The following is a 26,203-nucleotide window of genomic DNA, read 5'->3' on the forward strand; positions in this document are numbered from 1 at the left end:
ACCGTCGACCTATACCTTGGCAAGGTATCGCTCTACCAACTGAGCTATTCCCGCATATCCGCTTTACCGGAAGTCCGCTATTATATACCGGGCTCCGCGATGGTATGCATTGTAACGCATATTTTTTGGTCTTTTTGGCAAACCGGCCCGTTTTTGATGACGGGCCGGTTTTCCGGTCAGGACCGCAGCCCGTCAGTGCTTGACGGCACGCGAGCGGCGCGCTGGCGCGGCCTTGGCAGCAGTGGCAGCCACCGCAGCGGCCGGCACCACCGGCACAGGTTCTGCAGCTGGCGCATCGCTGTCGCTCAGCGGCGCAGGCGTGGTTTCGAGCGCCACTTCCAGCACCTTGTCGATCCAGCGCACCGGCACGATCTCCAGACCGCTCTTGACGTTGTCGGGGATCTCGGCCAGGTCCTTGACGTTCTCTTCCGGGATCATCACGGTCTTGATGCCGCCACGCAGCGCAGCCAGCAGCTTTTCCTTCAAGCCACCGATGGCTGTCACTTCACCACGCAAGGTGATCTCGCCGGTCATCGCCACATCGGCGCGCACCGGGATCCCGGTCAGCACCGACACCAGCGCGGTCGTCATCGCGGCACCGGCGCTGGGGCCATCCTTGGGGGTGGCGCCGTCGGGCACGTGGATGTGGATGTCGCGCTTTTCGAACACGTCATCGCGGATACCGAGCGAGCGCGCACGGCTGCGCACCACGGTGCGGGCCGCCTCGACCGATTCCTTCATCACATCGCCCAGCGAGCCGGTGCGGTTGATGACGCCCTTGCCAGGCATGGCCGCTGCTTCGATGGTCAGCAGATCGCCGCCCACCTCGGTCCACGCCAGACCGACGACCTGGCCCACCTGGTTCTTCTGCTCGGCATGGCCATACGTGAACTTGCGCACGCCCAGGTAGTCGGGCAGATTGTCGGCCGTCACCTGCACCGGTGCCTGCGCCTTGCCCAGCTGGATGTTCTTGACCACCTTACGGCAGATCTTGGACAGTTCACGCTCGAGCGAACGCACACCGGCTTCACGGGTGTAGTAGCGCACGATGTCGCGCACGGCGTCCTCACGCAACTCGAGTTCACCGGCCTTGACGCCGTTATTCTCGATCTGCTTGGGCAGCAGGTAGCGCATCGCGATATTGGTCTTCTCGTCTTCGGTGTAACCGGCCAGGCGGATCACTTCCATCCGGTCCAGCAACGCCGGCGGGATGTTCATCGAGTTCGAGGTGGCGACAAACATCACATCGCTGAGGTCGAAGTCGACTTCCACATAGTGGTCGCCAAACTTGCTGTTCTGCTCGGGGTCGAGCACCTCCAGCAAGGCACTGGACGGGTCGCCCCGGAAATCCATGCCCAGCTTGTCGATTTCATCGAGCAGGAACAGCGGATTGCGCGTGCCGACCTTGGACAGGTTCTGCAGCACCTTGCCTGGCATCGCGCCGATGTAGGTGCGGCGGTGACCCCGGATCTCGGCCTCGTCGCGCATGCCACCCAGCGCCATGCGCACATACTTGCGCCCGGTGGCCTTGGCAATCGACTGGCCCAGCGAGGTCTTGCCGACGCCAGGTGGGCCGACCAGGCACAGGATCGGTGCCTTGACCTTGTCGACGCGCTGCTGCACCGCGAGGTATTCGAGGATGCGGTCCTTGACCTTGTCGAGGCCATAGTGGTCTTCGTTGAGCACGTCCTCGGCCACCACCAGGTCCTTCTTGACCTTGGTTTTCTTGCCCCAGGGCAGGTTCACCAGGGTTTCGATGTAGTTGCGCACCACCGAGGCTTCGGCGGACATCGGCGACATCAGCTTGAGCTTCTTGAGCTCGCCTTCGGCCTTCTTGCGCGCATCCTGCGTCATCTTGGCGAGCTTGATCTTCTTCTCAAGGTCCTCCAGATCAGCGCCGTCCTCGCCCTCGCCCAGCTCCTTCTGGATCGCCTTGACCTGCTCGTTCAGGTAGAAGTCGCGCTGGCTCTTTTCCATCTGCTTTTTGACGCGGCCACGGATCTTCTTGTCGACATTGAGGATGTCGACTTCGCGTTCGAGCTGGTCGTACAGGTTTTCCAGGCGGTCCTGCACCTTTTGCAGCTCCAGCACAGCCTGCTTGTTCTCCAGCTTCAGCGGCAGGTGGGCGGCAATGGTGTCGGCCAGACGGCCGGCATCATCGATGCCGGAGATGGAGGTCAGGATCTCCGACGGGATCTTCTTGTTCAGTTTGACGTACTGGTCAAACTGCTGCATCACGGCGCGGCGCAGGGCCTCGATCTCGCTGGCCTTGTCGGCGCTGTCGCCGGCCTCTACCGGTTCGATCCGGGCGGTGAAGTAGTCCTCGCCTTCCGCAATCTCCTGCACCAGCGCGCGCTGCACGCCCTCGACCAGCACCTTGACGGTGCCGTCGGGGAGTTTGAGCATCTGCAGGATGGTCGAGACGCAACCAACGTTGAACATGTCGTTGACGGTGGGATCGTCCTTGGCGGCTGTCTTCTGGGCCACCAGCATGATCTTGCGGTCGCCCTCCATCGCGGTCTCCAAGGCCTTGATGCTCTTGGGACGACCAACGAACAGCGGGATCACCATGTGCGGAAAAACGACCACGTCCCGCAGCGGGAGCATGGGCAATTCCAGGGAATGGGAGGAAGGGGTGTGGTTGTCGGACATGAAAATCCTTTTGAAACTTGTACGAAGATGATTCGTAAAAGTGATTTTTCAACCCTTGGCCATCAAAAACCAGGGGCCGGGGCGGGTGCAGGCCGGCAAATACACCCTCAAGCCCTTTGGATACAACCCGGCAGCGCCAGGCGACCCTCGTAAAACACAGATGGCAGAGTCCCCAGCGGGGCGCTCTGCCATCAGGCCCATCAGGCCTTCTTTGCCGCTTCCCGGTAGACCAGGAGGGGCGGCTTGCCTTCGTTGATCGTCGCCTCTTCGACCACGACCTTGGCCACATTGTCGGTGGTCGGCAGATCGAACATGGTCGTCATCAGCGACTGCTCCAGAATCGAGCGCAGCCCCCGGGCACCGGTCTTGCGGGCCAGCGCCTTCTTCGCAATCGCGGTCAACGCATCGGGGCGCACTTCCAGCTCCACGCCTTCCATGCCCAGCAGCTTGTTGTACTGCTTGACTAGCGCGTTCTTGGGCTGGGTCAGGATCTGGACCAGCGCGTCCTCCGACAGCTCGGCCAGCGCAGTGACCACCGGCAGACGGCCTACCAGCTCGGGGATGATGCCGAACTTGATCAGGTCTTCCGGCTCGATGTCGCGGAACGCCTCGGAGATGGAGCGCTGCTGCTTGCTCTTGACGGTGGCACTGAAACCGATGCCCGATGCTTCGGAACGGTTCTCGATGACTTTCTCGAGCCCGGCAAACGCGCCGCCGCAAATGAACAGGATGTTGGTCGTGTCCACCTGCAGGAAATCCTGGTTCGGGTGCTTGCGACCGCCTTGGGGCGGGATCGAGGCCATCGTGCCTTCGATCAGCTTGAGCAGCGCCTGCTGCACGCCTTCGCCCGACACATCGCGGGTGATCGAGGGGTTGTCTGCCTTGCGCGTGATCTTGTCGATTTCGTCGATGTAGACGATGCCGCGCTGGGCCCGCTCGACATCGTAGTTGCAGCTTTGCAGCAGCTTTTGCACGATGTTCTCGACGTCCTCGCCAACATAGCCCGCTTCCGTCAACGTGGTGGCGTCCGCCATCACAAAGGGCACGTTCAGCTGGCGGGCCAGCGTCTGGGCCAGCAAGGTCTTGCCCGAGCCGGTGGGGCCGATCAGCAAGATATTGCTCTTGGCCAGCTCCACATCGTCCTTGCCCGCCTTGTCCTTGTGCGCCAGGCGCTTGTAGTGGTTGTACACCGCTACCGCCAATGTGCGCTTGGCAGGATCCTGGCCGATGACATAGTTGTCCAGGGCCGCCTTGATCTCGGCCGGTGTCGGCAGATCATTGCCCTTGGCCTTCTCGCCCTCCTTGCCTTCTGCCGCCACCTCGTCGCGCACGATGTCGTTGCAGAGGTTGATGCACTCATCGCAGATGAACACCGACGGTCCGGCAATGAGTTTCTTCACCTCGTGCTGACTCTTGCCGCAGAAGGAGCAGTACAGGGTTTTTTCGCTGGATGAGCCTTTTTTCTCGGCCATGGGGGCAATGCCTTCAATCGAATCTATGTGGAAACAATGATAACCAACTACAAAGCGGCCTCAACCGGTAGGGTTGGGGCCGCTTGTCCAGAAAAGCGGGTTTATGGGCGCTTTTCTACCACAGTATCGACCAAACCGTACTCCTGCGCTTCGGGCGCCGTCATGAAGTAGTCACGCTCGGTGTCGGCCTTGACCTTGTCATAGGGCTGACCGGTGCGGTCGGCCAGGATGCGGTTCATCTGCTCCTTGGTGCGGATGATGTCGCGGGCATGGATTTCGATGTCCGTCGCCTGGCCACGGGCGCCGCCGAGCACCTGGTGGATCATGATCTTGGAGTTGGGCAGCGAGTAGCGCTTGCCCTTCTCGCCAGCGGCCAGCAGGAAAGCACCCATGCTCGCGGCAAAGCCCAGGCACATCGTCGAGACCTGCGGCTTGATGAACTGCATGGTGTCGTAAATGGCCATGCCGGCCGTCACGCTGCCGCCAGGCGAGTTGATGTAGAGCGAAATCTCCTTGTCGGGGTTTTCACTTTCCAGGAACAGCATCTGGGCGACCACCAGGTTGGCAGTCTGATCGTTGACTTCACCGACCAGGAAAATCACGCGGTCCTTGAGCAGGCGCGAGTAAATGTCAAACGAGCGCTCACCACGGCCCGATTGCTCGATCACCATCGGGATCAAACCCAAGTTCTGAATATCTTGTGCGCTCATTACATCTCCGTTCAGGATAGGTGGAAGCTAGCGTCAATGCACTGTGACTGCGCTAACTGTACCCCAATAAAATGGGGCCTGCGCCCAAAAGCACAAGCCCCTGTTTTCAGCTGGCCGCCGCGCTGGCGGCCATGGCCGCCCCGCGCGCTTATCAGCCTTGCTGGCCCATCAGTTCGTCGAAGGACACGGTCTTGTTGCTGACCTTGGCCTTGCCCAGCACGAATTCGGTCACGTTGTTTTCGATCACAACGGCTTCGACTTCGGCCAGACGCTGGCGGTCACCAAAGTACCAACGCACGACGTCTTCCGGCTTCTCGTAGCTCGATGCCAGCTCGTCGATGTGGGCCTTGATCTGCTCAGGCGTGGCTTCCAGCTTGTTGGCCTTGACCAGCTCGGCCACCACCAGGCCCAGACGCACGCGGCGTTCGGCTTGGGGCAGGAACACGTCAGCAGGGATTTCCGCCTTTTCAGCGTCCTTGATGCCGCGTTGCTTCAGCTCTTCACGGGCGCCTTCCAGCAGACGGCCGACTTCGGCGTCAATGCTGGCCTTGGGCAGGTCCAGCTCAGCCTTGGACACCAGGGCTTCCATCACGGCTTGCTTGTTGCGCGACTGCACGCGGAACTTGACTTCACGCTCCAGGTTCTTCTTGATGTCGGCGCGCAGGCCTTCGACGGAGCCGTCAGCAATGCCCAGGGACTTGGCCAGCGCTTCGTTCACTTCGGGCAGGTTGGCGGCTTCCACCTTCTTGACGGTCACCAGGAAGTCGGCGGTCTTGCCAGCCACTTCCTTGCCGTGGTAGTCCTCAGGGAATGCCAGCGGGAAGGTCTTGGATTCGCCGGTCTTCATGCCGCGCACTGCGTCTTCGAATTCCTTGAGCATCTGGCCTTCGCCGATCAGGAACTGGAATGCTTCAGCCTTGCCGCCAGCGAAGGGTTCGCCGTCGATCTTGCCTTCGAAGTCCACGGTCACGCGGTCGCCATCAACGGCAGCCGTGTCGGCTGGGCGCTGGGCGAAGGTGCGACGCTGCTTGCGCAGGATGTCGATGGTCTTCTCGATGGCAGCGTCGTCCACGTCGGCAGCCAGCTTCTCGACTTCCGCGGAAGCCAGGTCACCGATCTTGACTTCGGGGAACACTTCGAACACGGCATCAAATGCCAGCTCACCCTCAGGTGCGCCTTCTTTTTCAGTGATCTTGGGCTGACCGGCCACGCGCAGTTCGGCTTCGTTGGCGGCCTTGGCAAACGCCTCGCCGACCTTCTCGTTGAGCACTTCGTACTGAACGGAATAGCCATAGCGCTGTGCCACCACGTTCATCGGCACCTTGCCGGGACGGAAGCCGTCCATCTTCACGGTGCGGGCCAGGCGCTTCAAGCGGCTGTCCACTTCGGTTTGCACGGATGCGAGAGGCAAGCTCAGCGAAATTTTGCGCTCGAGCTTTTCAAGGGTTTCAACATTCACTGCCATGGTTAATCCTAGTTAGGCACGAACCCTTCCGGCCACGGTGTGCAAACGCCATTCAAGCCAGCCTGCAAGCGGCAAAGCTTGCGTCCGATGCGAGGACTGTCCGTGTCACATCGGGGATGGCATCAACGGGGATTGGCACCGTTTTACAACCTGGGGTCCCAGTAGATAGGCGACTGGCCCTAAGCCCAGCACACCCAAAAATCAAACGATGACAGCGCATTCAGTAGCAAGCAACACCTGGCGTGACCCGGCAAAAACCACCGTTGTCACGAAAGCGGTGCAGCGCAAGGCGCCATCGACCGAAACCGAACATTATATATAAAGCCAGCTCTTTTCCTGGATGCCAATACCGCCATGGCGCAGGGTCAGACCCTGATGCCGGCAGCCGCTGGCGCAAAACGCCAAGAAAAAAGCCGAATCTCCTGTTGGAAATTCGGCTCATATGCATTGCAACAGCAGATGGTGCTTGTACCTTCTGCTATTAAATTTTGGTGCGCGGGGCGGGACTCGAACCCGCACACCATTGCTGGCGTCAGGACCTAAACCTGGTGCGTCTACCAATTTCGCCACCCGCGCGGTTACAGCTGCAGCCGGCTTGCCCGCCAACTGCCTGCTTTTAGGTCAATCCACGATTCTAATGCAAGCCATTGCTGCCTTGGGCAAACCTCGGCAAAAACTCGCTAAGGGACCCTCTGCATAACTCCCTGCCGTGGTCTGAACGCGGTCTCGGGCGATCTGCTGTGTTGTCTTCCTTGTCAATAGCTCGCTATTGACTGCAAAAGACGCCTTGCATCTCATCCCGATCTGCGTCCATCCCGCTTGGCGAGGGTTATGCCGAGGGTCCCTGGCAAGCCACTCAAACGGCAGCCGACAGTGGCACGTCGCTGTGCTCCTTTTTCACGCGGAACCAGGCCGCATACATCGCCGGCAGCGCCAGCAAGGTCAGCACCGTGGCAACGACCAGGCCGCCCATGATGGCGACGGCCATCGGCCCCCAGAAGATGCTGCGCGACAGCGGAATCATCGCCAGCACGGCGGCTGCAGCGGTCAGCGCAATCGGGCGCAAGCGGTGGGTGGCCGCTTCGACAATCGCATCCCAGGTCGACAGGCCGGCGGCATGGTTGGCCTCGATCTGGTCGATCAGGATCACCGAGTTGCGCTGGATCATGCCCATCAGTGCGATGACGCCCAGCAAGGCGACAAAGCCAAAGGGCCGGTTCAGCAGCAGCAGGGCCGCAGTCACGCCTGCAATGCCCAGGAAGCCGGTGATATAGACCAGCACCGAGCGGCTGAAGCTGTGCAGCTGCAGCATCAGCAAGGTGAAGACGATGAACACCATGATCGGCATGCCCGCCATGATGGAATCCGAGCCCTTGGCGCTTTCCTCCACCGCACCGGCAATCTCGATGCGGTACTGGTTCAGGCCCTTGTCGGCCCAGCCCTGCTGCAGCTTTTGCAGATCAGGCCAGAGCTTTTGTGTCACCGTCGGACCTTGCAGGCCGGCGGCCACATCGCCTTGCACGGTGATCGCATACTCCCGCCCCTGGCGCCACAGAATGCCCGGCTCCCAGACAAAGCTGGGCTTGGCAATCTGCGACAGCAGGATGGCCTGGCCGCTGCTCGATGCCACATAGGCATTGCCCACATCGGTGACGGCCTGGCGCTCATCCACCGGCTGGCGCAGCACCATGTCGATCAGCTTGTCGCCTTCGCGGTACTGGCCAATGGTGTTGCCCGAAAGCTGGGTGCGCGTGGCCTGGGCAATGCTCTGGTTGCTCACGCCCAGCGCGCGGGCCTTGCTCTGGTCCACTTCCAGGCGCAGCACCTTGATGGACTCGTTCCAGTTGTCATTGACGCCCCGCATATCGGACGAGGCCTCCAGCTTGGCACGCACCTCGCTGGCCAGCGCACGCAGCAGCTGGGGGTCCTGGCCCATCACGCGGAACTGCACCGGGTACGGCACCGGCGGGCCGCTGGGCAGCAGCTTGACGCGGGCCCGCACTTCCGGAAACTCCTGCGCCAGCAAGGTCGGCAGGCGCTTCATCAGGCTGTCGCGGTCGGCCAGGCTGTGGGGCAGCAGGATCAGCTGCGACACATTGGACTGCGGGAAGATCTGGTCCAGCGGCAGGTAGAAGCGCGGCACGCCCGAGCCGATCCAGGACGTGACGGATTCGATGCCGTCCTGCGCCTGCATGCGCTGCTCGATGCGCCGCGTCACCTCCTCATTGGCAGCCATGCTCGATCCCTCGGGCAGCCAGACATCCATCAGGATCTCGGTGCGGTTGGAATCGGGGAAGAACTGCTGCTGCACCTTGCCCATGCCAAACAGGCCCAGCGCAAACACCAGCACCGTGGCGCCAATCGTCAGCCAGCGGTGCTCCACGCACCAGGAGACGGTGCGGCGGAAGCGGTTGTAGAAGGGGGTGTCGAACATCGCATGCTCGCCGCCTTCGCTCTCGTGCGGCGCATGCTTGGGCTTCTTCAGGAACACCGTGCCCAGGTAAGGCACAAAGTAGACCGAGGCCACCCAGCTGATGACCAGCGCAATCACGGTCACCGCAAAGATCGCAAAGGTGTACTCACCGGTCGTGGACTTGGCAATGCCGATCGGCATGAAGCCTGCTGCCGTGATCAGGGTACCCGTCAGCATCGGCTTGGCAGTGATGTCATAGGCCGCGGTGGCCGCGCTCAGCTTGTCATAGCCTTCTTCCATCTTGCGCACCATCATCTCGACGGCAATGATGGCGTCGTCCACCAAGAGGCCCAGCGCAATGATCAGCGAGCCCAGCGATACCTTGTGCAGGCCAATGCCCCAGTACCACATCGCCAGGAACGTGGCGCACAGCACCAGCGGAATGGTGATGCCCACCACCAGCCCCGGGCGCGGGTCCAAGGTGATGCGGCGCCACAACGGATCCTTGCCTTTGCGGATGTGCATGCCCAGGCTCAAAAAGCTCACGGCCAGCACAATCACCACCGCCTCGATCAGCACACGCACAAACTCGTTGACCGACGTGGACACGGCCTTGGGCTGGTCCTGCACGTTTTCCAGGCTCAAGCCGGCCGGCAAGGTGGGCACAATCTTGTCCACCGCCTCATGCAGGTGCTTGCCCAGTGCAATCACATCGCCGCCCTTGCGCATCGAGATGCCCAGCGCCACGGTCGGCTGGCCCTGGTAATGCACCTTGGTCTTGGCCGGGTCCAGGTAGCTGCGGTAGATGTCGGCGATATCGCCCAGCTTGAGCTGGTTGCCATTGGGCCCACGGATCGGCATGGCCTTGACGTCGTCGAGCTGGCGGAACTCGCCCGTCACCTCGACCTGCACCCGGTCGGCACCGGCCTGCACCTCGCCCCCGCTTTGCACGGCGTTTTGCTGGCCGAGCTGGGCAATGACCTGGTTCATGTCCAGCCCCAACTGGGCCAGCTTGCTGCGCGAGATCTCGATATAGAGCTTCTCGTCCTGCACACCAAAGAGTTCGACCTTGGCGACATCCTTGACCCGCAGCAGGCTCTGGCGCACGCTGTCGGCATACTCCTTGAGCTCGGCGTAGCTGTACCCCTCGCCCTGCAGCGCATAGATGACGCCGTAGACATCGCCGAAGTCATCGTTGTAGAAGGGCCCCAGCACGCCCTGGGGCAAGGTGGCGCGCATATCGCCCACCTTCTTGCGCACCGCCAGCCAGGTCTGCGGCACATCTTGCGGGCGCGTGTCTTCGCGCAGGTTCAGGATGACCAGCATCTCGCCGGGCTTGGAGTAGCTGACGATCTTGTCGGCATTGGGCACGTCCTGCAACGTGCGCTCGACCTTGTCGGTGACCTGCTCGGCCATCTGCTGGGCCGTGGCGCCTGGCCATGCGGCCGAGACCACCATCGCACGGAAGGTGAACGGCGGGTCCTCATCCTGGCCCAGCTGAAAATACGCGCCGATGCCCAGCACCAGCAGCATGATGAGCAGATAGCGTGTGAGCGGCACATGCTGCAGCGCCCAGCGCGAGAGGTTGAAGCCCTTGCTGCTACTGTGCTTCTCGCCATCGGGGCCGGGGGCCGGCGAGGACGGACCAGCGCCTTGCGGCGTGTTCTGAGGTGTTTGCATGGTCACCTCTTATTGCTTGGGCGCAGCCGCGGCCGCACCTGCCGCAGCAGGCGCATTCACCACCGGTGCATCGGCCTGGTTCTGCGCAGGCGCGGAGGCTGCGTACTTGGACTGGAACACCGTCACCTTCTGGCCGGCATTGAGCACATGCACGCCGGCTACCACCACCTGCTGCCCGGCCTGCAGACCGCTCTGGATGACGGCGTCATTGCCGTCCATGCGCGCCACCACCACTGCCTGGGGTTGCACCGTGGAGCTGGCCGGGTCATACACCCAGACCTTGCTGCTGCCGGCCTGGTCCCAGAGCGCCGACAAAGGCAGCTTGATCACATCGGCCGCCTTGTCGGCGCCGGCGGGGCGCTCGGGCGGCAGCACGGTCACCGTGGCGCCCAGCTTGGGCAGCGCATCATTGGGCGCCGCATCCAGCGAGGCCTTGACCTGGTAGGTGCGCGTAGCGGCATCGGCGCTGGCCGCCACCTCGCGGATATGCGCGCCCAGCAACTGCTCCTCAGGCCAGACCTTGACCTGCACCGGCTGGCCGGGCTTGAGCTGCGCAATGCGGTCTTCGGGTACCGCAAACACCGCATCACGCGCACCATCCTTGGCCACACGCAGCACCGGCGTGCCGGCAGACACCACCTGGCCAGGCTCCACATTCACCGCAGTCACCACACCGGCCACCTCCGACACCAGGCGGGTATAGGCCGTCTGGTTGCTTTGGCTGGCCGCGTTGGCCTTGGCCTGGTCCAGCTGTGCCTGGGCCGATTTCAGCGCCGCCGCATGGCGCTCCATCTCGGCCGCGCTGATGAAATTCTTGTCGCGCAGCTCCTTGAAGCGGCGGTAGTTCGCCGCTTCCAGGTCACGCTGCGTGGTGGCGGCCTGCACTTGCGCCTGCGCCCCCTGGGCCGCCAGCGCGTAGTCAGCACCATCGAGCTGGGCCAGCAGCTGCCCAGGCTTGATGGCCTGGCCCAGCTCCACGTTGCGGCTGAGCACCTTGCCCGCCACCCGGAAACCCAGTTGCGCCTCGGTACGGGCACGGATATCGCCGGCGAACGCCGACTGCGCCTGCAGCGGCGCGGCGCCCACGGTTTGCAGCTTGACCGCACGAATCGGCTCGGGCGGGGACTCCTGGCGTGAACAGGCCGTCAAGCTGGCCAATGCCGCCATTGATAGCAGCAGCACTGCGGCACGCGCGCTGGGCGCTCGAAGAGGTAGGAACATGGTGTGCATGCGGGCGGTGAGAGGCCAAGAAGACCCTGGCCCGGCAGAAGAAAAAGAGGGAAATGCACCAAGGACCCTCTGCCCAACACCCGGACGCGCGCTGTGCAGAGGGCCCTTAATGACCAAACGGTCACTAATTTAGACAGTTCGCTCCCGCCTGTCAATGCTTGGCAGCCACAGCGTGCGGGATGCGCTAGCATCGGCGCTGTGAAAGATTCCACGCCCTCCTCTTCTGCGGCTGCCGCCACGCCCGTCACCCACTACGAGAATTTTCCGGTGGCCTCCTGGCTGTGTCCGCCGGCACTGCGCCCTCCCATCGCCGCTATCTACCACTTTGCGCGCACAGCCGATGACATTGCCGACGAGGGCGACGCCGATGCCCCCGCCCGCCTGGCCGAGCTGCAGGCCTACCGCGATGCGCTGGCCCATATTGCTGATGGAAAGCCGCCACAGGCGCGCTGGCAGGCCGTGTTTGCGCCGCTCCAGGCCGCCATCGTGCAGTGGCAGTTGCCGGTCGCCTTGCTGGATGATTTGATCAGCGCCTTCATGCAGGACATCGACAAGACCGCCCGAAGCGCGCGCTATGCCGACCGCGCCGAGCTGCTTGACTACTGCCGCCGCTCGGCCAACCCGGTGGGGCGGTTGCTGCTGCATCTGTATGGCGTGAACGACGCCGCGTCGCTGGCCCAGAGCGATGCGATCTGCAGCGCGCTGCAGCTGATCAACTTCTGGCAGGACCTGGGGGTCGATATTCCGCGTGGCCGCTACTACCTCAATGATGCCGACTGCCAGGCCGCCGGCATCACCGCCGCCGCGATGCAGCAGCGCCAGGACAGCCCTGCGCTGCGCCAGCTGGTGATGGACCAGGCCGCCTGGGCGCGCCGCCTGATGGAAGAAGGCGCGCCGCTGGTGCACCGCGTGCCCGGCCGCGCCGGCTGGGAGCTGCGCCTGGTGGTGCAAGGGGGCTTGCGCATTCTGGACAAGGTCGAGGCGCTGCAAGGCCAGAGCCTGTGGCAGCGCCGCACCATTGGCAAGGGCGATGTGCCGCTGATGCTGTGGCGCGCCTGGCGCATGTAAGCCGCTATCTACCCGCAAAAAAAGGCCGAATCCTGCGATCCGGCCTAAAGGGGTTATGGGAACCCCCGAGGAGAGTGTTTACGGGCCTTGCGGCCAGGCGGCTCAGGGCTCAGCCATCCCTTGCCCAGCTGGGGAATACGCTTGTCATGGTCTCGCCTTTCTCAGGACCGTTGAACTGGCGCTCAGCCCAGTTGCACCGGCACAAAAATCTTCTGGCCATTGCGCTCGATCAGCAGCGCCACCGACTTGTCGGACTGCGCCACCTGCTTGCGCAGATCCTCAATGCCTTTCACCGCCGCGCCATTGACCGACAGCACCACATCACCAGGCTGCACACCGGCCAGCGCTGCAGGTCCGGCCGCCTGCTCGACGATCAAGCCCTGCTGGCTGCCGCTGGCCTGCTTTTCCTGCGGCGTCAGCTCGCGCAGCGCCAGGCCCAGCTTGCCCTTGCCGACCTTCTCATTGCCTGCCACCTGCTCGCCCTTGCTGACATTGCCGCCCAACGTGGCTTGCAAGCTGGTGGCCTTGCCGCCGCGCCACACCTGCAGCTCGGCCTGGGTGCCAGGCCGCGCCGTGGCAATGGCCGCAGGCAGGTCGTTGGACGAGACAATCGCCTGGCCGTTGTAGCCGGTGATCACATCGCCAGGCTGCAGGCCGGCCTTGTCGGCGGGGCCGCCTTTTTCCACACTGGCCACCAACGCGCCTTCGGGCTTGGGCAGCTTGAAGGAATCGGCAAAGGCCTGGTTGACCTCCTGGATCACCACGCCGAGGCGGGCATGGTCGACCTTGCCGTGCGAGACGATCTGGTCCTTGATGTTGACCGCCAGGTCGATCGGGATCGCAAAGGACAGGCCTTGGTAGCCGCCGCTCTTGCTGTAGATCTGCGAGTTGATGCCCACCACCTCGCCGCGGGCATTGATCAGCGGGCCACCGGAATTGCCGGGGTTGATCGCCACATCGGTCTGGATGAAGGGCACCGAGCTGTCATCGGGCAGCGCACGGCCCTTGGCGCTGACCACACCGGCAGTCACCGAGTTCTCGAAGCCAAAGGGCGAGCCAATGGCCAGCACCCATTCGCCTTGCTGGATGGCCTTGGAGTCACCAATCTTGGCAACGGGCAAATCCTTGGCATCGATCTTGATCACCGCGATATCGGTCTTGGGGTCCGAGCCCAGTACCTTGGCCTTGAACTCGCGCCGGTCGGTCAGCTTGACCGTCACCGTCTTGGCGCCCTTGACCACGTGGGCATTGGTCAGGATCGTGCCATCGGGGCTGATGATGAAGCCCGAGCCCTCACCGGCCATCGGCACCTCTTGCGGCACCTGGCGGCCAAACCCGCGCGGCATGCCTTGCTGCGGCACGCCAAAGCCGAACTGGCGGAAGAACTGCAGCATCGGGTCGTTGGGGTCGATCTGCTGGCCCCGGTTGGCCGAGGACGCGGCGTCGGCATCGTCGCCGTCATCCTCATCGTCGGAGACCTTGCGCGTGCCGCGCACACTGATGTTGACCACCGCAGGCCCGGCCTGCTGGGTGATGGTGCTGAAATTGGGCAGGCTGACCATCGGCGCCGCAGCCGGGGCCGCTTGCGCCACCACCGCAGGCGCGCCTTGTGCATGGGCGCTCCACTGCACATGCTGCAGTGCCGAAGCACCCACGCCGCCCAACACACCTGCCGTCAGCAAAGCAGCTACCAGTTTGCGCGAACCGAGTTGAAAAGAAGGAACAGACATTTTTTGTACTCCCAAATACCACTTGCATGGTGTCGATGGGGCTAATGTGCCTGCCCAGACTTAGAAGAAACTTAGACGCAAGGGCCTCAGGATTTTTGGTACGGAAAATAAGGCGGCGCCTCACCGATGGCCAGCATGTCCACTTCCAGAATCGCCAGCCCGGGCGCGCCCGCCAGCTGCGCCACCGCCTCTGCCAGGCCATCGGCCCGGCCGAGCTTGCGGTAGGCCATGCCGGCCGATTGGGCGAGCAGCGCAAAGTCCGGCGGCGCCAGATCGCCGTAGACGCGCCGGCCGCCAAAGTTGGCATCCTGCATGTGCTTGATCACGCCGTAGCCCGCGTCGTTCATGACGATGAGCAGCATGTCCAGCTGCTCCTGCATGGCGGTCCAGAGCTCGCAGACATTCATCATGAAGCCGGCATCGCCGCTCAGCACCACGGTCTTGGCGCCCCTGGCCGCAAAGGCGGCCCCTATGCCCAGCGGCAGGCCCTGTCCAATGCCAGCGCCCACCGGGTGCATGGCGTCGCGGGGGCCATAGACCTCGAACAGGCGGTTGCCCCAGGTGGAGTTGGCGACGGTGATATCGCGCGCCCATACCGCATTGCGCGGCAGCTGGCTTCTGAGCTGCTCGGCAAATCCGGCATAGGGGCCCAGGGTGCCGGCAAACGCCTGGCGGGCGCGCTGCTTCATATTGGCAAACTGCTCGCGGTAGCCAGGCTCGGCCTGGTAGTTGCCCAGCGCCGCCACCAGGCGTTCGAGCACATCGCGGGCATCGCCACAGACAAACTGCGCGCAGTCATAGCTGCGGCCTTCGGCGGCGGGGTCCAGGTCGATCTGCACACGCTGGCTGGGCAAGGCCAGGCCTTGGTCCACGGTCTCCTGGCCTCGCAGCCGCGAGCCCACTACCACCATCAGATCCACACTCTCGTAGAAGGCGATCACCTCGGGCGCGCCGGTGCCGTTGAGGCCGCCCAGGTTGCAGGCATGGTCCTCGGGCACAATGCCGCGCCCGGCCCAGCTCGATGCCATGCCAAAGCCCCTGTCCAGCAGCTGCTGCAAGGGCGCGCCGCAATCAATGGCACCGCGCCCCACCCAAAGCATGGGCCGCCGCGCCGCACGCACGCGTTCGGCCAGCTGCGCGATGTCGGCATCGCTGGCCCGGGGGCGTGCGGGCATGGGCGGCAGTGCCAGGCTTGCGCCCGCATCGCCTTGCGGGATGGGCTGCTTTTGTACATCGATCGGAATCTCGATGCTGACCGGCCCCATCGGCGCCGCCAGCGCCTCGGTGGCCGCCTGCTGCAAGATGCGCAGTGCGTCTTCGGCCCGCTCAATGCGGTAGCTGGCCTTGCAGACCGATTGCAGCATGCCGAGCTGGTCGCGCACATTGTGGGTGGCGCCGGTATCGCGCCCCAGAAACTTGCGCGGAACCTGGCCGGTGATGTGCAGCAGCGGCGTGGAGGCAAACGATGCCTCCAGCAAGCCCGACACTGTATTGGCCGCGCCCGGCCCGGTGCTGGAGACCAGCACGCCCAGCTTGCCGCTGCGCCGGGCATAGCCATCGGCCATGTGCGCTGCGCCCATCTCGCCGCGCGTCATCACCACGCGGATGCCGCCCTGGCGGGCAATGCCATCCATGATCGGGATGTTGTGCACGGAGATGATGCCGAAGACCAGCTCGGTATCGATCGCATGCAGGAACTGGGCGACCAGGTCGCCGATATTGAAAGTGTGTGACATGGTGGTTTACTCGCTGGCCTGAACGTTCGGGGCCAATTGCTTGAAGAAGTGGTAGTCGCTGGCAATGCGTTTTTTCAGATCGGTGGTACTGACCGGGTCGATCGCATAGCCCGAGCGCTCCATGTCGGCAACAAAGCGGGCATCGGCCAGAATTTTCTGGTTGGCCTGGGCCAGCGCCTCGACCACCTCGGGTGCGGTCCTGGCCGGCGCCAGCAGGCCGATCCAGCCTTCGAAATTGAAGTCCGGGTAGCCGGACTCCACCATCGTCGGCGCATGGGGCAGCTGCGGGTTGCGCAGCGGCGATGTCAGCGCCAGCGCGCGCACGCTGCCACTTTGCACCTGCGTGACCGCCGTCGTGTTCAGGTCAAACAACATCGACACGCGGTTGGCCATCAGCTCGGCCATGGCCGGTGCATTGCCCTTGAAAGGCACATGCGTCATCGTGATGCCCGCGTACTTGGCCAGCAGCACGCCCGAGAGGTGGTTGGACGAGCCATTGCCCGCCGAGGCATAGGTCAGTTGGCCGGGCTGGGCCTTGCCAAAGGCCACCAGCTCCTGCAGCGACTTGAACGGCGACTGCGCGCCCACCAGCAGCACATTGGTGTACTTGACCACCGAGCCGATCGGAGAGAAATCGGCGACCGGGTCAAAGCTGGTGCTCGTCACGGCCGGCGTGATGCTGATCGTGGGGCTGGCCACGAAGTACAGCGTGTAGCCATTGGGCGTGGCGTTCTTCACCGCATTGGCGGCCAGAGTACCGCTGGCGCCGGCCTTGTTCTCGACAATCACGCTCTGGCCCAGCAGCTCGGAGAGCTTGTGCCCGTACTGCCGCGCCACGATATCGACCGAGCCGCCCGGTGAATACCCCACTACCAGCTTGATGGGCTGCTGAGGAAAAGCCTTGGGCTGGGCCTGCGCTGCAGCGCCCCACACCCCCAACAGCGCTGCACTGAGCGCGATGGTCCACGGGTTCATGCCGGTCTCCTGAGGTTCTTGTGCGCTCCTTTATCCCTTAGGTACCGACAGCCCCCTCCCCCTGCTAACCCTAGAAGTTCGCAGATTGAATAAGCTGATATTTACAACGAATCAGTTTGCGCCATTTGCGCTCAGAGCCGCTAAGACGACCCAGCAAACCACAGGTTTGCGGTTGAGACTAGACGCAAAGCCGCAGGCAGTACAGTAGTACGGCAAGGCTTTGCAACGACGTATCAAGGGTCGTATTAGTGGCTCTTAGAAGATGACCCGCACGCGCAGACCGCCTAGCTCCTCCGACGCATCCAGCAGCAGCTGCGCGCCGTGCTGGCGTGCCACCGCACTGACAATCGCCAGCCCCAGCCCGCTGCCATGCGCGCTGGTGCCGGGCACGCGGTAGAAGCGGTCCAGCACCCGCTCGCGCTCCTCGGGGACGATGCCGGGCCCGCTGTCCTCGACGCTGAGCACGCGCTGCCCTTGCGCATCGCGGTACCAACGGCACAGCACCTGGCCACCGGTGGGGGTGTAGCGCAACGCGTTTTCCAGCAAATTGCGCAGCAACAGGCCCAGCGCATCGGCCTGGCCCTGCACGGGCTCCAAGGTGTCATCCAGCTGGTTCTGCAACGCCAAGCCCGCCTGCTGGGCCAGCGGTTGCAGCTCATCCACCGCCATCTCGCACAGCGCGGCCACGGCGACCGGCTGCGCAGGCGCTGCCTGCATCTGCCCAGCCTCCTGGCGGGCCAGATGCAGCAATTGTTCGACCATGCGCGTGGCCCGGTCGATGCCCGACATCACCCGCTCGCTGGCCACACGCCGCGCAGCATCATCGGGCGCGCGGGCAAGCCCCTGCACCTGCAGGCGCAGGGCCGCCAGCGGTGTGCGCAGCTCGTGGGCGGCATCGCCGACAAAGCGCTGCAGCGCATCAAACGCAGCCTGCAAGCGCGCCAGCAGCAGGTTCATCTCCTGCACCAGCGGCTGCACTTCCAGCGGCAGATCGGCATCGGCCAGCGGTGACAAGTCATCGGCCTGGCGCGCCGCCAGCTGCTCGCGCGTGCGCGCCAGCGGCGCCAAGGTATGGGCCACCACCCACCAGACCACCAGCATGATCAGCGGGGCCAGCAGCAGCACCGGCACGATGGAGCGCAAGGCCACCTGGCCAGCCATCTGGCCGCGCGATGCCGCCTCCTGCGCCACTTGGATGACCTGGGTCGGCGTCTGCAGCGCATAGATGCGAAAGGCCACGCCATGGGCGCGCGCATCGCTGAAGCCCAGCACGGCAACCTGGGGCAGCAGGCGCGAGTTGCTGGAGCGGTAGAGCATGATGCCGTCGGAGCGCCAGATCTGCACGATCATGTCCTGCGCCTTGGCCTGCGGATCGGCCAGCGCGTCCGAGGCCACCTCGGAGGCCAGCCCGGCCGACAGCGCCAGCGCAATGCGCTGCATCTGCACATCGAACAGCGCCTCGGTCTCCGCGCGCGCTGTGCGGTAAATGCTGACGGCCTGCAGCCCGGCGGCCACCACCACGACGGCCAGCAGCGCCCAGATCAGCCGCGCACGCAGCGAAAAAGGCCGGCCGGCCCACAGCGCTGCGCTCAAGCGGCCTCCCCGTTTCGAGGAGACTCGACCGGCACCAGATAGCCCAGACCGCGCACATTCTGGATCAGCTCGGCACCCAGTTTTTTGCGCACCCCGTGGATATAGACCTCGACCGCATTGCTGCTGATGTCATCGCGCCAGGAGTAGAGCTTTTCCTCCAGCTGCGCGCGGGAAAGCACGCGGCCAGGCCGGGCGATCAGGGGCTCGAGCACCGCCCATTCACGGGCCGACAGCTGCACCGGCTGCCCGGCCACAAAGGCCTCGCGCGAGGCGGGCACCAGCCGCACCTGGCCCCAGCAGTACTCGGGCTCGGCCCGGCCGCTGGCACGGCGCAGCAGCGCACGGATGCGCGCCAGCAGCTCGTCCAGGTCATAGGGTTTGATGATGTAGTCATCAGCGCCGGCATCAAGCCCCGCCACCCGCTCGGCAATGGCATCACGCGCCGTCGCCACCAGCACGGGGATGCGGACCTGGCGCGCACGCATCTCGCGCAGCACCTGCAGCCCGTCCACCTTGGGCAGGCCCAGGTCCAGCAGCACCAGGTCATAGCCGGCCGTCGCCAGCGCCGTCTGCGCCATCGCCCCGTCCTTGACCCAATCCACCGCCCAGGATTCGGCACGCAGTGCATCAAGCACCACTTCGCCAATCATCTGATCATCTTCTACCAGGAGTATGCGCATGGCAGCATTATGCAAGCGCCCAATAACGGGATGGGAAGCAGGCCCAGAAGGAACACGGGCTGACCCCCTCAATGGCGATCAGCCCGCGACCCGCATGATGGTTGGCAGAGAAATAAGCGGCACACACTGCGTCAATCGCATTGTGCGCAACCTGCCTTCGCGCATACCGCCTTATCGGTGAACGTCCGGACTTGTAGTTGGCTTTGGTCCTCGCGTCCTGGCGGGATGAACCCTCCCTAGTGCTCCATGGCGACCGCGATTATATGGACGGGCACATGTCAATAACGAGGCACTATTGCAACAAAAGACTTCCACCCCCTCGGCAACGCCAGGTCTTCTGGTTCCCGCACCGCCCTACCACGATGAATTCGTTGAAGAAACCTGTATGCCTTGGTATCCGCCAGCGCAGTCCGCGGGCAATGTCAACAAAGCTGTGCAAGCGCTCACCCCGTTGCTGCAGGCAGTTCAGGCTGCGGCGCCCCGCCCGAGGTACCCGCGCGGCAAGGCGCGGCAACGGCTGGAGCCGCTGTCGCCGGGGTAATCGCTTCCCGGGCCTCTGGCCCATGGGACAATACGGCGCTTATGACCACGCCCCAGCAGTATGTTCAAAACAAGGCCGCCGCCTCAGGCAGCAGCTTTTACTATGCCTTCCTCTTTCTGCCCAAGGACAGGCGTGCAGCGATCACCGCCTTTTACGCCTTTTGCAGAGAGGTTGACGATGTCGTCGACGAGGTGAGCGACCCGGGCGTGGCAGCGACCAAGCTGGCCTGGTGGCAGAGCGAGGTCCGCAAAAGCTTTGCCGGCCAGCCCAGCCACCCCGTGATGCAGGCGCTGATGCCGCATGCCAGCGCATTCTCGATCCAGGCCGAACACCTGCTGGCGGTGATCGAGGGCTGCCAGATGGACCTGGAGCAAACCCGCTATCTGGATTTTCCCGGCCTGCAGCGTTACTGCCACCTGGTGGCCGGCGTCGTCGGCGAAGTGGCAGCCCGCATCTTTGGCCAGACCAGCCCGCAAACCACGCAGTACGCGCACAAGCTGGGGCTGGCGTTCCAGCTCACCAACATCATCCGCGATGTGGGCGAGGACGCGATGCGCGGCCGCATCTACCTGCCCGTCAACGAACTGCAGCAGTTCGATGTGAAGGCGCACGAGATTCTCAACCGCAAGTACTCGGACCGCTTCGAGGCGCTGATGCGTTTCCAGGCCCAGCGCGCCCACCAGCTCTATGACGAGGCTCTGGCCTTGCTGCCGCAGGCCGACTACCGTGCGCAAAAGCCCGGGTTGATGATGGCCAGCATCTACCGCACCTTGCTGCGCGAGATCGAGCAGGACAAGTTCCAGGTGCTGCACCAGCGCGTGAGTCTGACGCCGCTGCGCAAGCTCTGGCTGGCCTGGCGCATGCAAGCCCTGGGCCGCATGTAAGTGGCCCGCAGCCAACGCATCGCCGTGGTCGGGGGCGGCTGGGCCGGCATGGCCGCCGCCGTCGAGCTCGCCTCGGCCAGCGCCCACCAAGTGACGGTCTGGGAATCCTCAGCCCACTGGGGCGGCCGCGCGCGCGGTCTGGCCTTGGCCTTGCCCAGCCGCGAAGAGATCACCGTCGACAACGGCCAGCACATTCTGATTGGCGCCTACACCGCCTGCCGCGCGCTGATGGAGCGAGTAGGCGTCAGCACCGATGCGTCGTTCATCCAACGGCCGCTGGCCATGCGCTACCCCGATGGCCGGGGCATCCGTTTTCCTGACAGATCCCCGCCCTGGGATGCGCTGATCGGCATCGCGACGGCCAAAGGCTGGTCCTTGCTGGAGCGGCTGCATCTGCTGCGCCGGGCCGCTGCCTGGCAACGCCAGGGCTTTCGCTGCGCGCCACAGGCCAGCGTGGCCGATCTCTGCGCCGGCCTGCCCCCGCGCCTGCTGGCCGAGTTTTTTGACCCGCTGTGCATCTCGGCGCTGAACACCCCCCTGCACCAGGCCAGCGGCCAGGTCTTTCTGCGCGTGCTGCAAGACAGCCTGTTCGCGGTCGACAAGGGTTCGCACTTCTGGCTGCCGCTGGTGGACCTGGGCCAGCTGTTTCCCGTTGCCGCCGCCAGTTGGCTGCAGGCCCGGGGCCATGACTGCCATCTGGGCAGCCGGGTGCCGCAGCTGGTGCAGGCCGGTGCTGGCTGGCAGATCCAGGGCCAACACTATGACCAGGTCCTGCTGGCTTGCCCGGCCTGGGAGGCCGCGCGCCTGGTGCAAGCCGCGTTTTCCCATCCAGCCAACGACCATGCCGAAGCCCTGGCCTGGGCCGACGACGCCGGGAGCCTGACGCATACCGCCATTGCCACGGTCTACGCCTGGAACCCGGCCCCCGACGTCCAAGGCCATAGCCTGCATGCGCCTTGGCTGGCGCTGCACAGCAGCCCCAGCCAGCCGGCACAGTTTGTGTTTGACCGTGCCCAGCTGAGCGACCCTGCCGGCCTCCTGGCCTTTGTCATTAGCACCAGCGAAGGCGACCGCGCCGAGATCGAGCAGCAGGTCATCGCCCAGGCACAAGCCCAACTGGGCCTGGCCTTGCAGCCCCTCAAAACCGTTGTCGAAAAACGCGCCACCTTTGCCTGTACCCCCGGCATGCAGCGCCCCGGCATGCTGATTGCGCCCGGCCTGCTGGCCTGCGGCGACTATATCGACGGGCCCTACCCCGCTACCTTGGAAGGCGCCGTGCGCAGCGGCATCGCCGCCGCCCACGCGCTGGCCTGATCAGGATTCAGATAGCACCCGCAGCCTGGCGCCAAGGCGCACCCTGCGCAAAATGCGCAATCACCCAGTCGCGCCAGGCGCTGGATGCGGCACTGCTCCATTGGCTGGACGGCCGCACCAGGTAGATGCCGGCATCGGCCTGCAGCTGCCACTGCGGCAACACTTCCTGCAAATGGCCCGCGGCCACTTCGGGGCCCAGCAGCCAGTCGCCGCCCGCAATGATGCCCAGGCCCTGGCGTGCGGCCACCAGCAAGGCCTCGTTGTCATTGCTGACCATGCTGGCGCGGATGCTGACCAGGCAGGATTCGGCCCCGCGCGAGAACTGCCACTGCGGATAACTGCGCAGCCCGGTAAAGCCCAGGCAACGGTGCCGGGCCAGATCCTGCGGCGTATGCGGCCAGCCCTGCTCGGCCAGATAGCTGGGTGCAGCGCAGACCAGGCGCCGGTGGTCGCACAGCCGGGTCGCCACCAGGCTGCTGTCGGCCAGCGAACCGATGCGGATCGCGGCATCAAAATGCTCACCGATGATGTCGACAAAGCGCTCGGCATACTCCACATCCATCACCACCTGCGGATGGGCCTTGGCAAACCCCGCCACCATGGGGCTGAGCCAGCGCCGCCCCATGCTGGCCGGCAACGACAGCCGCAGCGACCCGCGCACAACTGCTGCGGCCTCGCTGGCCTGGCGCTGCGCCTGGTCCAGCAAGGCCATGGCCTCGCGCACCTGGGCCACAAAATGCTGGCCTGCGCTGGTAAACCGCAGCTGGCGCGTGGACCGCTCCAGCAAGCGAATCCCCAACCGTGCCTCCAGCGCACTCAGCCGGCGCGACAGCACCGTCGGGTGGCGCTGCAACTGCGCAGCGGCTGCGACAAAGGACCCGGCATCGAACACCGCCAGCAAGGCGCTGAGTTCATCGGCGTGTTGGCTGTCGAGCAGGGGCATGGTGGTGGGGCGGAGTGGCTGGTGTCCGCACTATAGGCCAAGACACGGTGGACGATGCGGCGATGCCGCCGCTGCAGCGGCTTGGCATCAAGGCAGCAGCACCACAGCCCCCTGGGTCTGCCCCGCCTCCAGATCGGCATGCGCGGCAGCCACTTCCGCCAGCGCATAGCGGCGCCCAATGGCTGGTTGGATGATGCCCTGCTCCACCGCCTGCAGCACGGCGCTGGCGCGCTGCTGGTACTCGGCCGCGGTCGCGGTATGCGCGGCCAGCGAGGGGCGGGTGATGTAGAGCGAGCCCTTGGCGTTGAGCGTGGCCATGTCGATGGCGGGCGGTGCACCGGTGGTCGCGCCAAAGGACACCATCAGGCCCCGGGGGCGCAGGCAGTCCAGCGATGCGGCAAAGGACAGCTTGCCCAGGCCGTCATAGACCACATCGGCCATGCGGCCGCCGGTGGCGTCGCGCAGCTGTGCGGCCAGGGTCTGGGGATCGAACACCAGTGCCTGGTCGCAACCGGCGGCCAGCGCCCGTGCCTGGCTTTGCGGTTTCGAGACGACGCCAATGACGGTGGCGCCCCAATGCTTGGCCCAGGAGGCCATCAACTGCCCCACTGCGCCCGATGCGCCATAGAGCAGCACGATGGTGCCGGGGCCGACGGCATAGGTGCTCGTCAGCAGGTACTGCGCGGTAATGCCTTTGAACAGCACGGCGGCGGCCTGCTCGGCGCTGATACCATCGGGCAGCTTGACCAGGCGCTCGGCCGGGTAGAGGCGTTCATTGGCATAGGCGCCCAGCGGGCCGGTGGCATAGGCCACCCGGTCGCCGACGGCAAACTGGCTCACCCCAGAGCCGAGCGCCAGCACGGTGCCTGCGCCTTCCAGTCCCAGGCCCGAGGGCAGCGGGATGGGCGCAATACCTTTGCGCTGCAGCACATCGAGCGGGTTCACACCGACTGCCTGCTGCGCCAGCAAGACCTCGCCCGGGCCGGGTGCGGCCATTTCCCACTGCTGCATTTGCATGCATTCCGGGCCACCGGCCGCTGCCAAACGAATCACTTGCGCCATGCATCACTCCTTGCGGTTTTGTCGATGGCGCCAGCTTAGAGCCTGCACGGCTACTGATAAATAGCGCACCATACAGTTGATAGCTGCAGTGGGTGCAGCAATCACCGCCCATGGCGATGCTGCACTGTCAGGCAGCGGGACGCCCCAGCAGCTCACACAACTCGGTCAGATTGCGCACCAGCGCCTGGGGCGGGGGGCTGCTCAACGGCCAGCGCAAGGCCAGGCCTGCCTCGGTACGCTGGTGGTGGTCCAGCTCCTGGCGCTGCACCCAGGCGGCCTGCATGCCGCAGGCCAAGGCGCCTTGCACATCCAGCTCGGCGTCATCGCCCACATGCAAGAAGGCGGGCAGACCGATACCGGCGCGCTCGGAAGCGGCTGCAAAAATGCGCGGGTCGGGCTTGGCCACGCCCACCTCACGCGCGCTGGTGCTGGCCACAAACCAGGGCGACAGGCCCACCAGGTCCAGCTGGGCATTACCGTTGGAGACGGCGACCAGCGGGTAGCGCGAGGACAGCCAGGCCAGCGCGTCTTCGACCTCGGCAAACCAGGTCACCCGGTTGCGGGCGGCAAAGAACTGGGCAAATACGGCCTCGACCAGCGCCTCATCGCCACCGCTTTGCTGCAGCGCGCGGCGGATGAACTGCTGGCGGAAATGCGTCATGTCATGCGACAGGTGCACAAAGTCATCGCGCACCGACTGGCGGATGCGCTGGGCCTCGGCCGCGTCCTGCAGCAATGCGGCGGTCGCCGGCGCATGGGCCAGCAAAAATGCGTGCTGTGCGGCTTCGGCCGCCTTCAGGGTCGGCAGCACCGGCCAGAGGGTGTCATCCAGATCAAGGCTGATGGCACGGATTCGGGAGAGATCGAGCATGGCGCCAAGCATAGCGGATCGCTGCGGGCCAGCGCGCCCCAGCGGTCCGGTGTCGGACAATGGCGCGCAGGCCCGCTGCGGCCAGGGGTATGCGCCGGGGCCCGCTGCCAAGCTGCGACAATCCCAGCCATGGTTTCACGCTTCCGACCCGAGCCTCTTGGCCAACCCCTTCCTGACAGAACCGGCATTCTGCTGTGCAACCTGGGCACACCGGATGCGCCCACCACGGCAGCCACGCGCCGCTACCTGGCCGAGTTCCTGAGCGACCAGCGCGTCGTCGAGACTCCGCCGCTGGTCTGGAAGCCGCTGCTGCACGGGGTGATCCTGCGCACCCGCCCGGCCAAGTCGGCCGCCAAGTACCGCAGCGTCTGGATGCCCGAGGGCTCGCCGCTGGCCGTCTGGACGGAGAAGCAGGCCAAGCTGCTGCGCGGCACCCTGGGCGAAGCGGGCCACCAGGTGCTGGTGCGGCCAGCGATGCGCTACGGCAACCCCTCGATCGCGAGCCAGCTCGATGCCTTCAAGGCCGAGGGCGTGCGCCGCGTGCTGGTGCTGCCGCTGTACCCGCAGTACTCGGCCACCACCACCGCCAGCGTGGTCGATGCAGTCAATGCCTGGTGCGCCAGCGCGCGCGACATCCCCGAGATCCGCTTTGTGCGCAGCTACCACCGCGATCCCGGCTATATCCAGGCACTGGCCCAGAGCGTGCGCAAGCAGTGGCAGCTGGACGGCCGCGCGCCCAAGCTGGTGATGAGCTTCCATGGCATCCCCGAGCGCAATGTACGCCTGGGCGACCCTTACCAGCAGCACTCGCAGGAGACGGCCCGCCTGCTGGCCGCCGAGCTGGGCCTGGCCGATAGCGAGTACATGCTTACTTTTCAGTCGCGCTTTGGCAAGGCCAAATGGCTGGAGCCCTATACCGAGCCGAGCCTGATCGCGCTGGCCCAGCAAGGCCTGCGCCATGTGCAGGTCATGTGCCCGGGCTTTCCCGCCGATTGCCTGGAAACGCTCGAAGAGATCAACCAGGAGGTGCGCGAAGCCTTCGTGCATGCAGGCGGCCAGCAGTTCGACTACATTGCCTGTTTGAACGACCAGCCCCGCTGGATCCAGGCGCTGCGCGAACTGGCCCTGCAGCATCTGCAAGGCTGGGACACCGGCACGGCGCCATTCCAGCCCCGCTGAGCCGC

At 64.7% G+C, this 26,203-nt stretch carries 18 protein-coding genes and 1 tRNA gene; 4 read left to right on the forward strand and 15 right to left on the reverse strand.

All coding sequences use genetic code 11. The features are described from left to right. Positions 1-192: 192 nt before the first annotated feature. The 7 genes from lon to ACCQ08_RS12155 form a co-directional block, all read right to left on the reverse strand. Positions 193-2,652 (reverse strand): endopeptidase La, encoded by a 2,460-nt coding sequence (lon, locus tag ACCQ08_RS12125; protein ID WP_239809107.1) that lies wholly within the window; start codon positions 2,650-2,652, stop codon positions 193-195. Positions 2,653-2,852: 200 nt separating this feature from the next. Further along, positions 2,853-4,124: an ATP-dependent Clp protease ATP-binding subunit ClpX gene (clpX, locus tag ACCQ08_RS12130; protein ID WP_312413297.1), complete on the reverse strand. Its 1,272-nt coding sequence runs from the start codon at positions 4,122-4,124 to the stop codon at positions 2,853-2,855. A gap of 101 nt (positions 4,125-4,225) precedes the next feature. Beyond that, entirely contained in the window at positions 4,226-4,834 is a 609-nt protein-coding gene (gene clpP, locus ACCQ08_RS12135; RefSeq protein ID WP_239809109.1) for an ATP-dependent Clp endopeptidase proteolytic subunit ClpP, read from the reverse strand. A gap of 151 nt (positions 4,835-4,985) precedes the next feature. Further along, entirely contained in the window at positions 4,986-6,299 is a 1,314-nt protein-coding gene (tig, locus tag ACCQ08_RS12140; RefSeq protein WP_230774937.1) for a trigger factor, read from the reverse strand. Between the two features lie 489 nt (positions 6,300-6,788). Further along, positions 6,789-6,875: transfer RNA gene (locus ACCQ08_RS12145), tRNA-Leu, on the reverse strand. A gap of 280 nt (positions 6,876-7,155) precedes the next feature. Beyond that, complete coding sequence (locus tag ACCQ08_RS12150; protein ID WP_373449934.1) at positions 7,156-10,392, reverse strand: efflux RND transporter permease subunit; 3,237 nt, start codon at positions 10,390-10,392, stop codon at positions 7,156-7,158. Positions 10,393-10,401: 9 nt separating this feature from the next. Next, positions 10,402-11,613 (reverse strand): efflux RND transporter periplasmic adaptor subunit, encoded by a 1,212-nt coding sequence (locus ACCQ08_RS12155; RefSeq protein ID WP_373449935.1) that lies wholly within the window; start codon positions 11,611-11,613, stop codon positions 10,402-10,404. Positions 11,614-11,811: 198 nt separating this feature from the next. Here ACCQ08_RS12155 and hpnC point away from each other — a divergent pair, with 198 nt between their 5' ends. Continuing rightward, positions 11,812-12,690: a squalene synthase HpnC gene (hpnC, locus tag ACCQ08_RS12160; protein WP_373450039.1), complete on the forward strand. Its 879-nt coding sequence runs from the start codon at positions 11,812-11,814 to the stop codon at positions 12,688-12,690. 182 nt (positions 12,691-12,872) lie between these two features. Here the strand turns inward: hpnC and ACCQ08_RS12165 are convergent, their stop codons facing one another. From ACCQ08_RS12165 to ACCQ08_RS12185, 5 genes are all read right to left on the reverse strand, one after another. Then, complete coding sequence (locus tag ACCQ08_RS12165) at positions 12,873-14,420, reverse strand: DegQ family serine endoprotease (RefSeq protein WP_373449936.1); 1,548 nt, start codon at positions 14,418-14,420, stop codon at positions 12,873-12,875. Positions 14,421-14,506: 86 nt separating this feature from the next. Continuing rightward, a complete protein-coding gene (locus ACCQ08_RS12170; protein ID WP_373449937.1) occupies positions 14,507-16,156 on the reverse strand; it encodes a thiamine pyrophosphate-binding protein in 1,650 nt (549 codons plus the stop codon). A gap of 6 nt (positions 16,157-16,162) precedes the next feature. Then, positions 16,163-17,131, reverse strand: a complete 969-nt coding sequence (locus ACCQ08_RS12175; RefSeq protein ID WP_373449938.1) for a Bug family tripartite tricarboxylate transporter substrate binding protein — start codon at positions 17,129-17,131, stop codon at positions 16,163-16,165. A gap of 255 nt (positions 17,132-17,386) precedes the next feature. Then, positions 17,387-18,724: an ATP-binding protein gene (locus ACCQ08_RS12180; protein WP_373449939.1), complete on the reverse strand. Its 1,338-nt coding sequence runs from the start codon at positions 18,722-18,724 to the stop codon at positions 17,387-17,389. Then, the gene (locus ACCQ08_RS12185) at positions 18,721-19,404 is read right to left on the reverse strand and encodes a response regulator transcription factor (protein ID WP_312835382.1); all 684 of its coding nucleotides are present in this window, start codon (positions 19,402-19,404) and stop codon (positions 18,721-18,723) included. The genes ACCQ08_RS12180 and ACCQ08_RS12185 overlap by 4 nt, the downstream gene beginning before the upstream one ends. Positions 19,405-19,986: 582 nt before the next feature. Here ACCQ08_RS12185 and hpnD point away from each other — a divergent pair. Both hpnD and hpnE read left to right on the forward strand, forming a co-directional pair. After that, the gene (gene hpnD / locus ACCQ08_RS12190; RefSeq protein ID WP_133855478.1) at positions 19,987-20,829 is read left to right on the forward strand and encodes a presqualene diphosphate synthase HpnD; all 843 of its coding nucleotides are present in this window, start codon (positions 19,987-19,989) and stop codon (positions 20,827-20,829) included. Beyond that, positions 20,830-22,143: a hydroxysqualene dehydroxylase HpnE gene (gene hpnE, locus ACCQ08_RS12195; protein ID WP_373449940.1), complete on the forward strand. Its 1,314-nt coding sequence runs from the start codon at positions 20,830-20,832 to the stop codon at positions 22,141-22,143. A 7-nt stretch (positions 22,144-22,150) separates the two neighbouring features. On the opposite strand, the gene ACCQ08_RS12200 is transcribed toward hpnE, so the two are convergent. From ACCQ08_RS12200 to ACCQ08_RS12210, 3 genes are all read right to left on the reverse strand, one after another. Continuing rightward, complete coding sequence (locus tag ACCQ08_RS12200; RefSeq protein WP_312835380.1) at positions 22,151-23,086, reverse strand: LysR family transcriptional regulator; 936 nt, start codon at positions 23,084-23,086, stop codon at positions 22,151-22,153. An 87-nt stretch (positions 23,087-23,173) separates the two neighbouring features. Beyond that, a complete protein-coding gene (locus tag ACCQ08_RS12205; RefSeq protein ID WP_373449941.1) occupies positions 23,174-24,148 on the reverse strand; it encodes a quinone oxidoreductase in 975 nt (324 codons plus the stop codon). Between the two features lie 127 nt (positions 24,149-24,275). After that, entirely contained in the window at positions 24,276-25,019 is a 744-nt protein-coding gene (locus tag ACCQ08_RS12210; protein ID WP_373449942.1) for an HAD-IA family hydrolase, read from the reverse strand. A gap of 129 nt (positions 25,020-25,148) precedes the next feature. On the opposite strand from ACCQ08_RS12210, the gene hemH reads away from it, so the two are divergent. Then, the gene (gene hemH, locus ACCQ08_RS12215; protein ID WP_373449943.1) at positions 25,149-26,198 is read left to right on the forward strand and encodes a ferrochelatase; all 1,050 of its coding nucleotides are present in this window, start codon (positions 25,149-25,151) and stop codon (positions 26,196-26,198) included. Positions 26,199-26,203: the final 5 nt, after the last annotated feature.

It is taken from the genome of Comamonas sp. SY3 (assembly GCF_041730275.1).
GTDB lineage: Bacteria > Pseudomonadota > Gammaproteobacteria > Burkholderiales > Burkholderiaceae_C > Comamonas > Comamonas sediminis.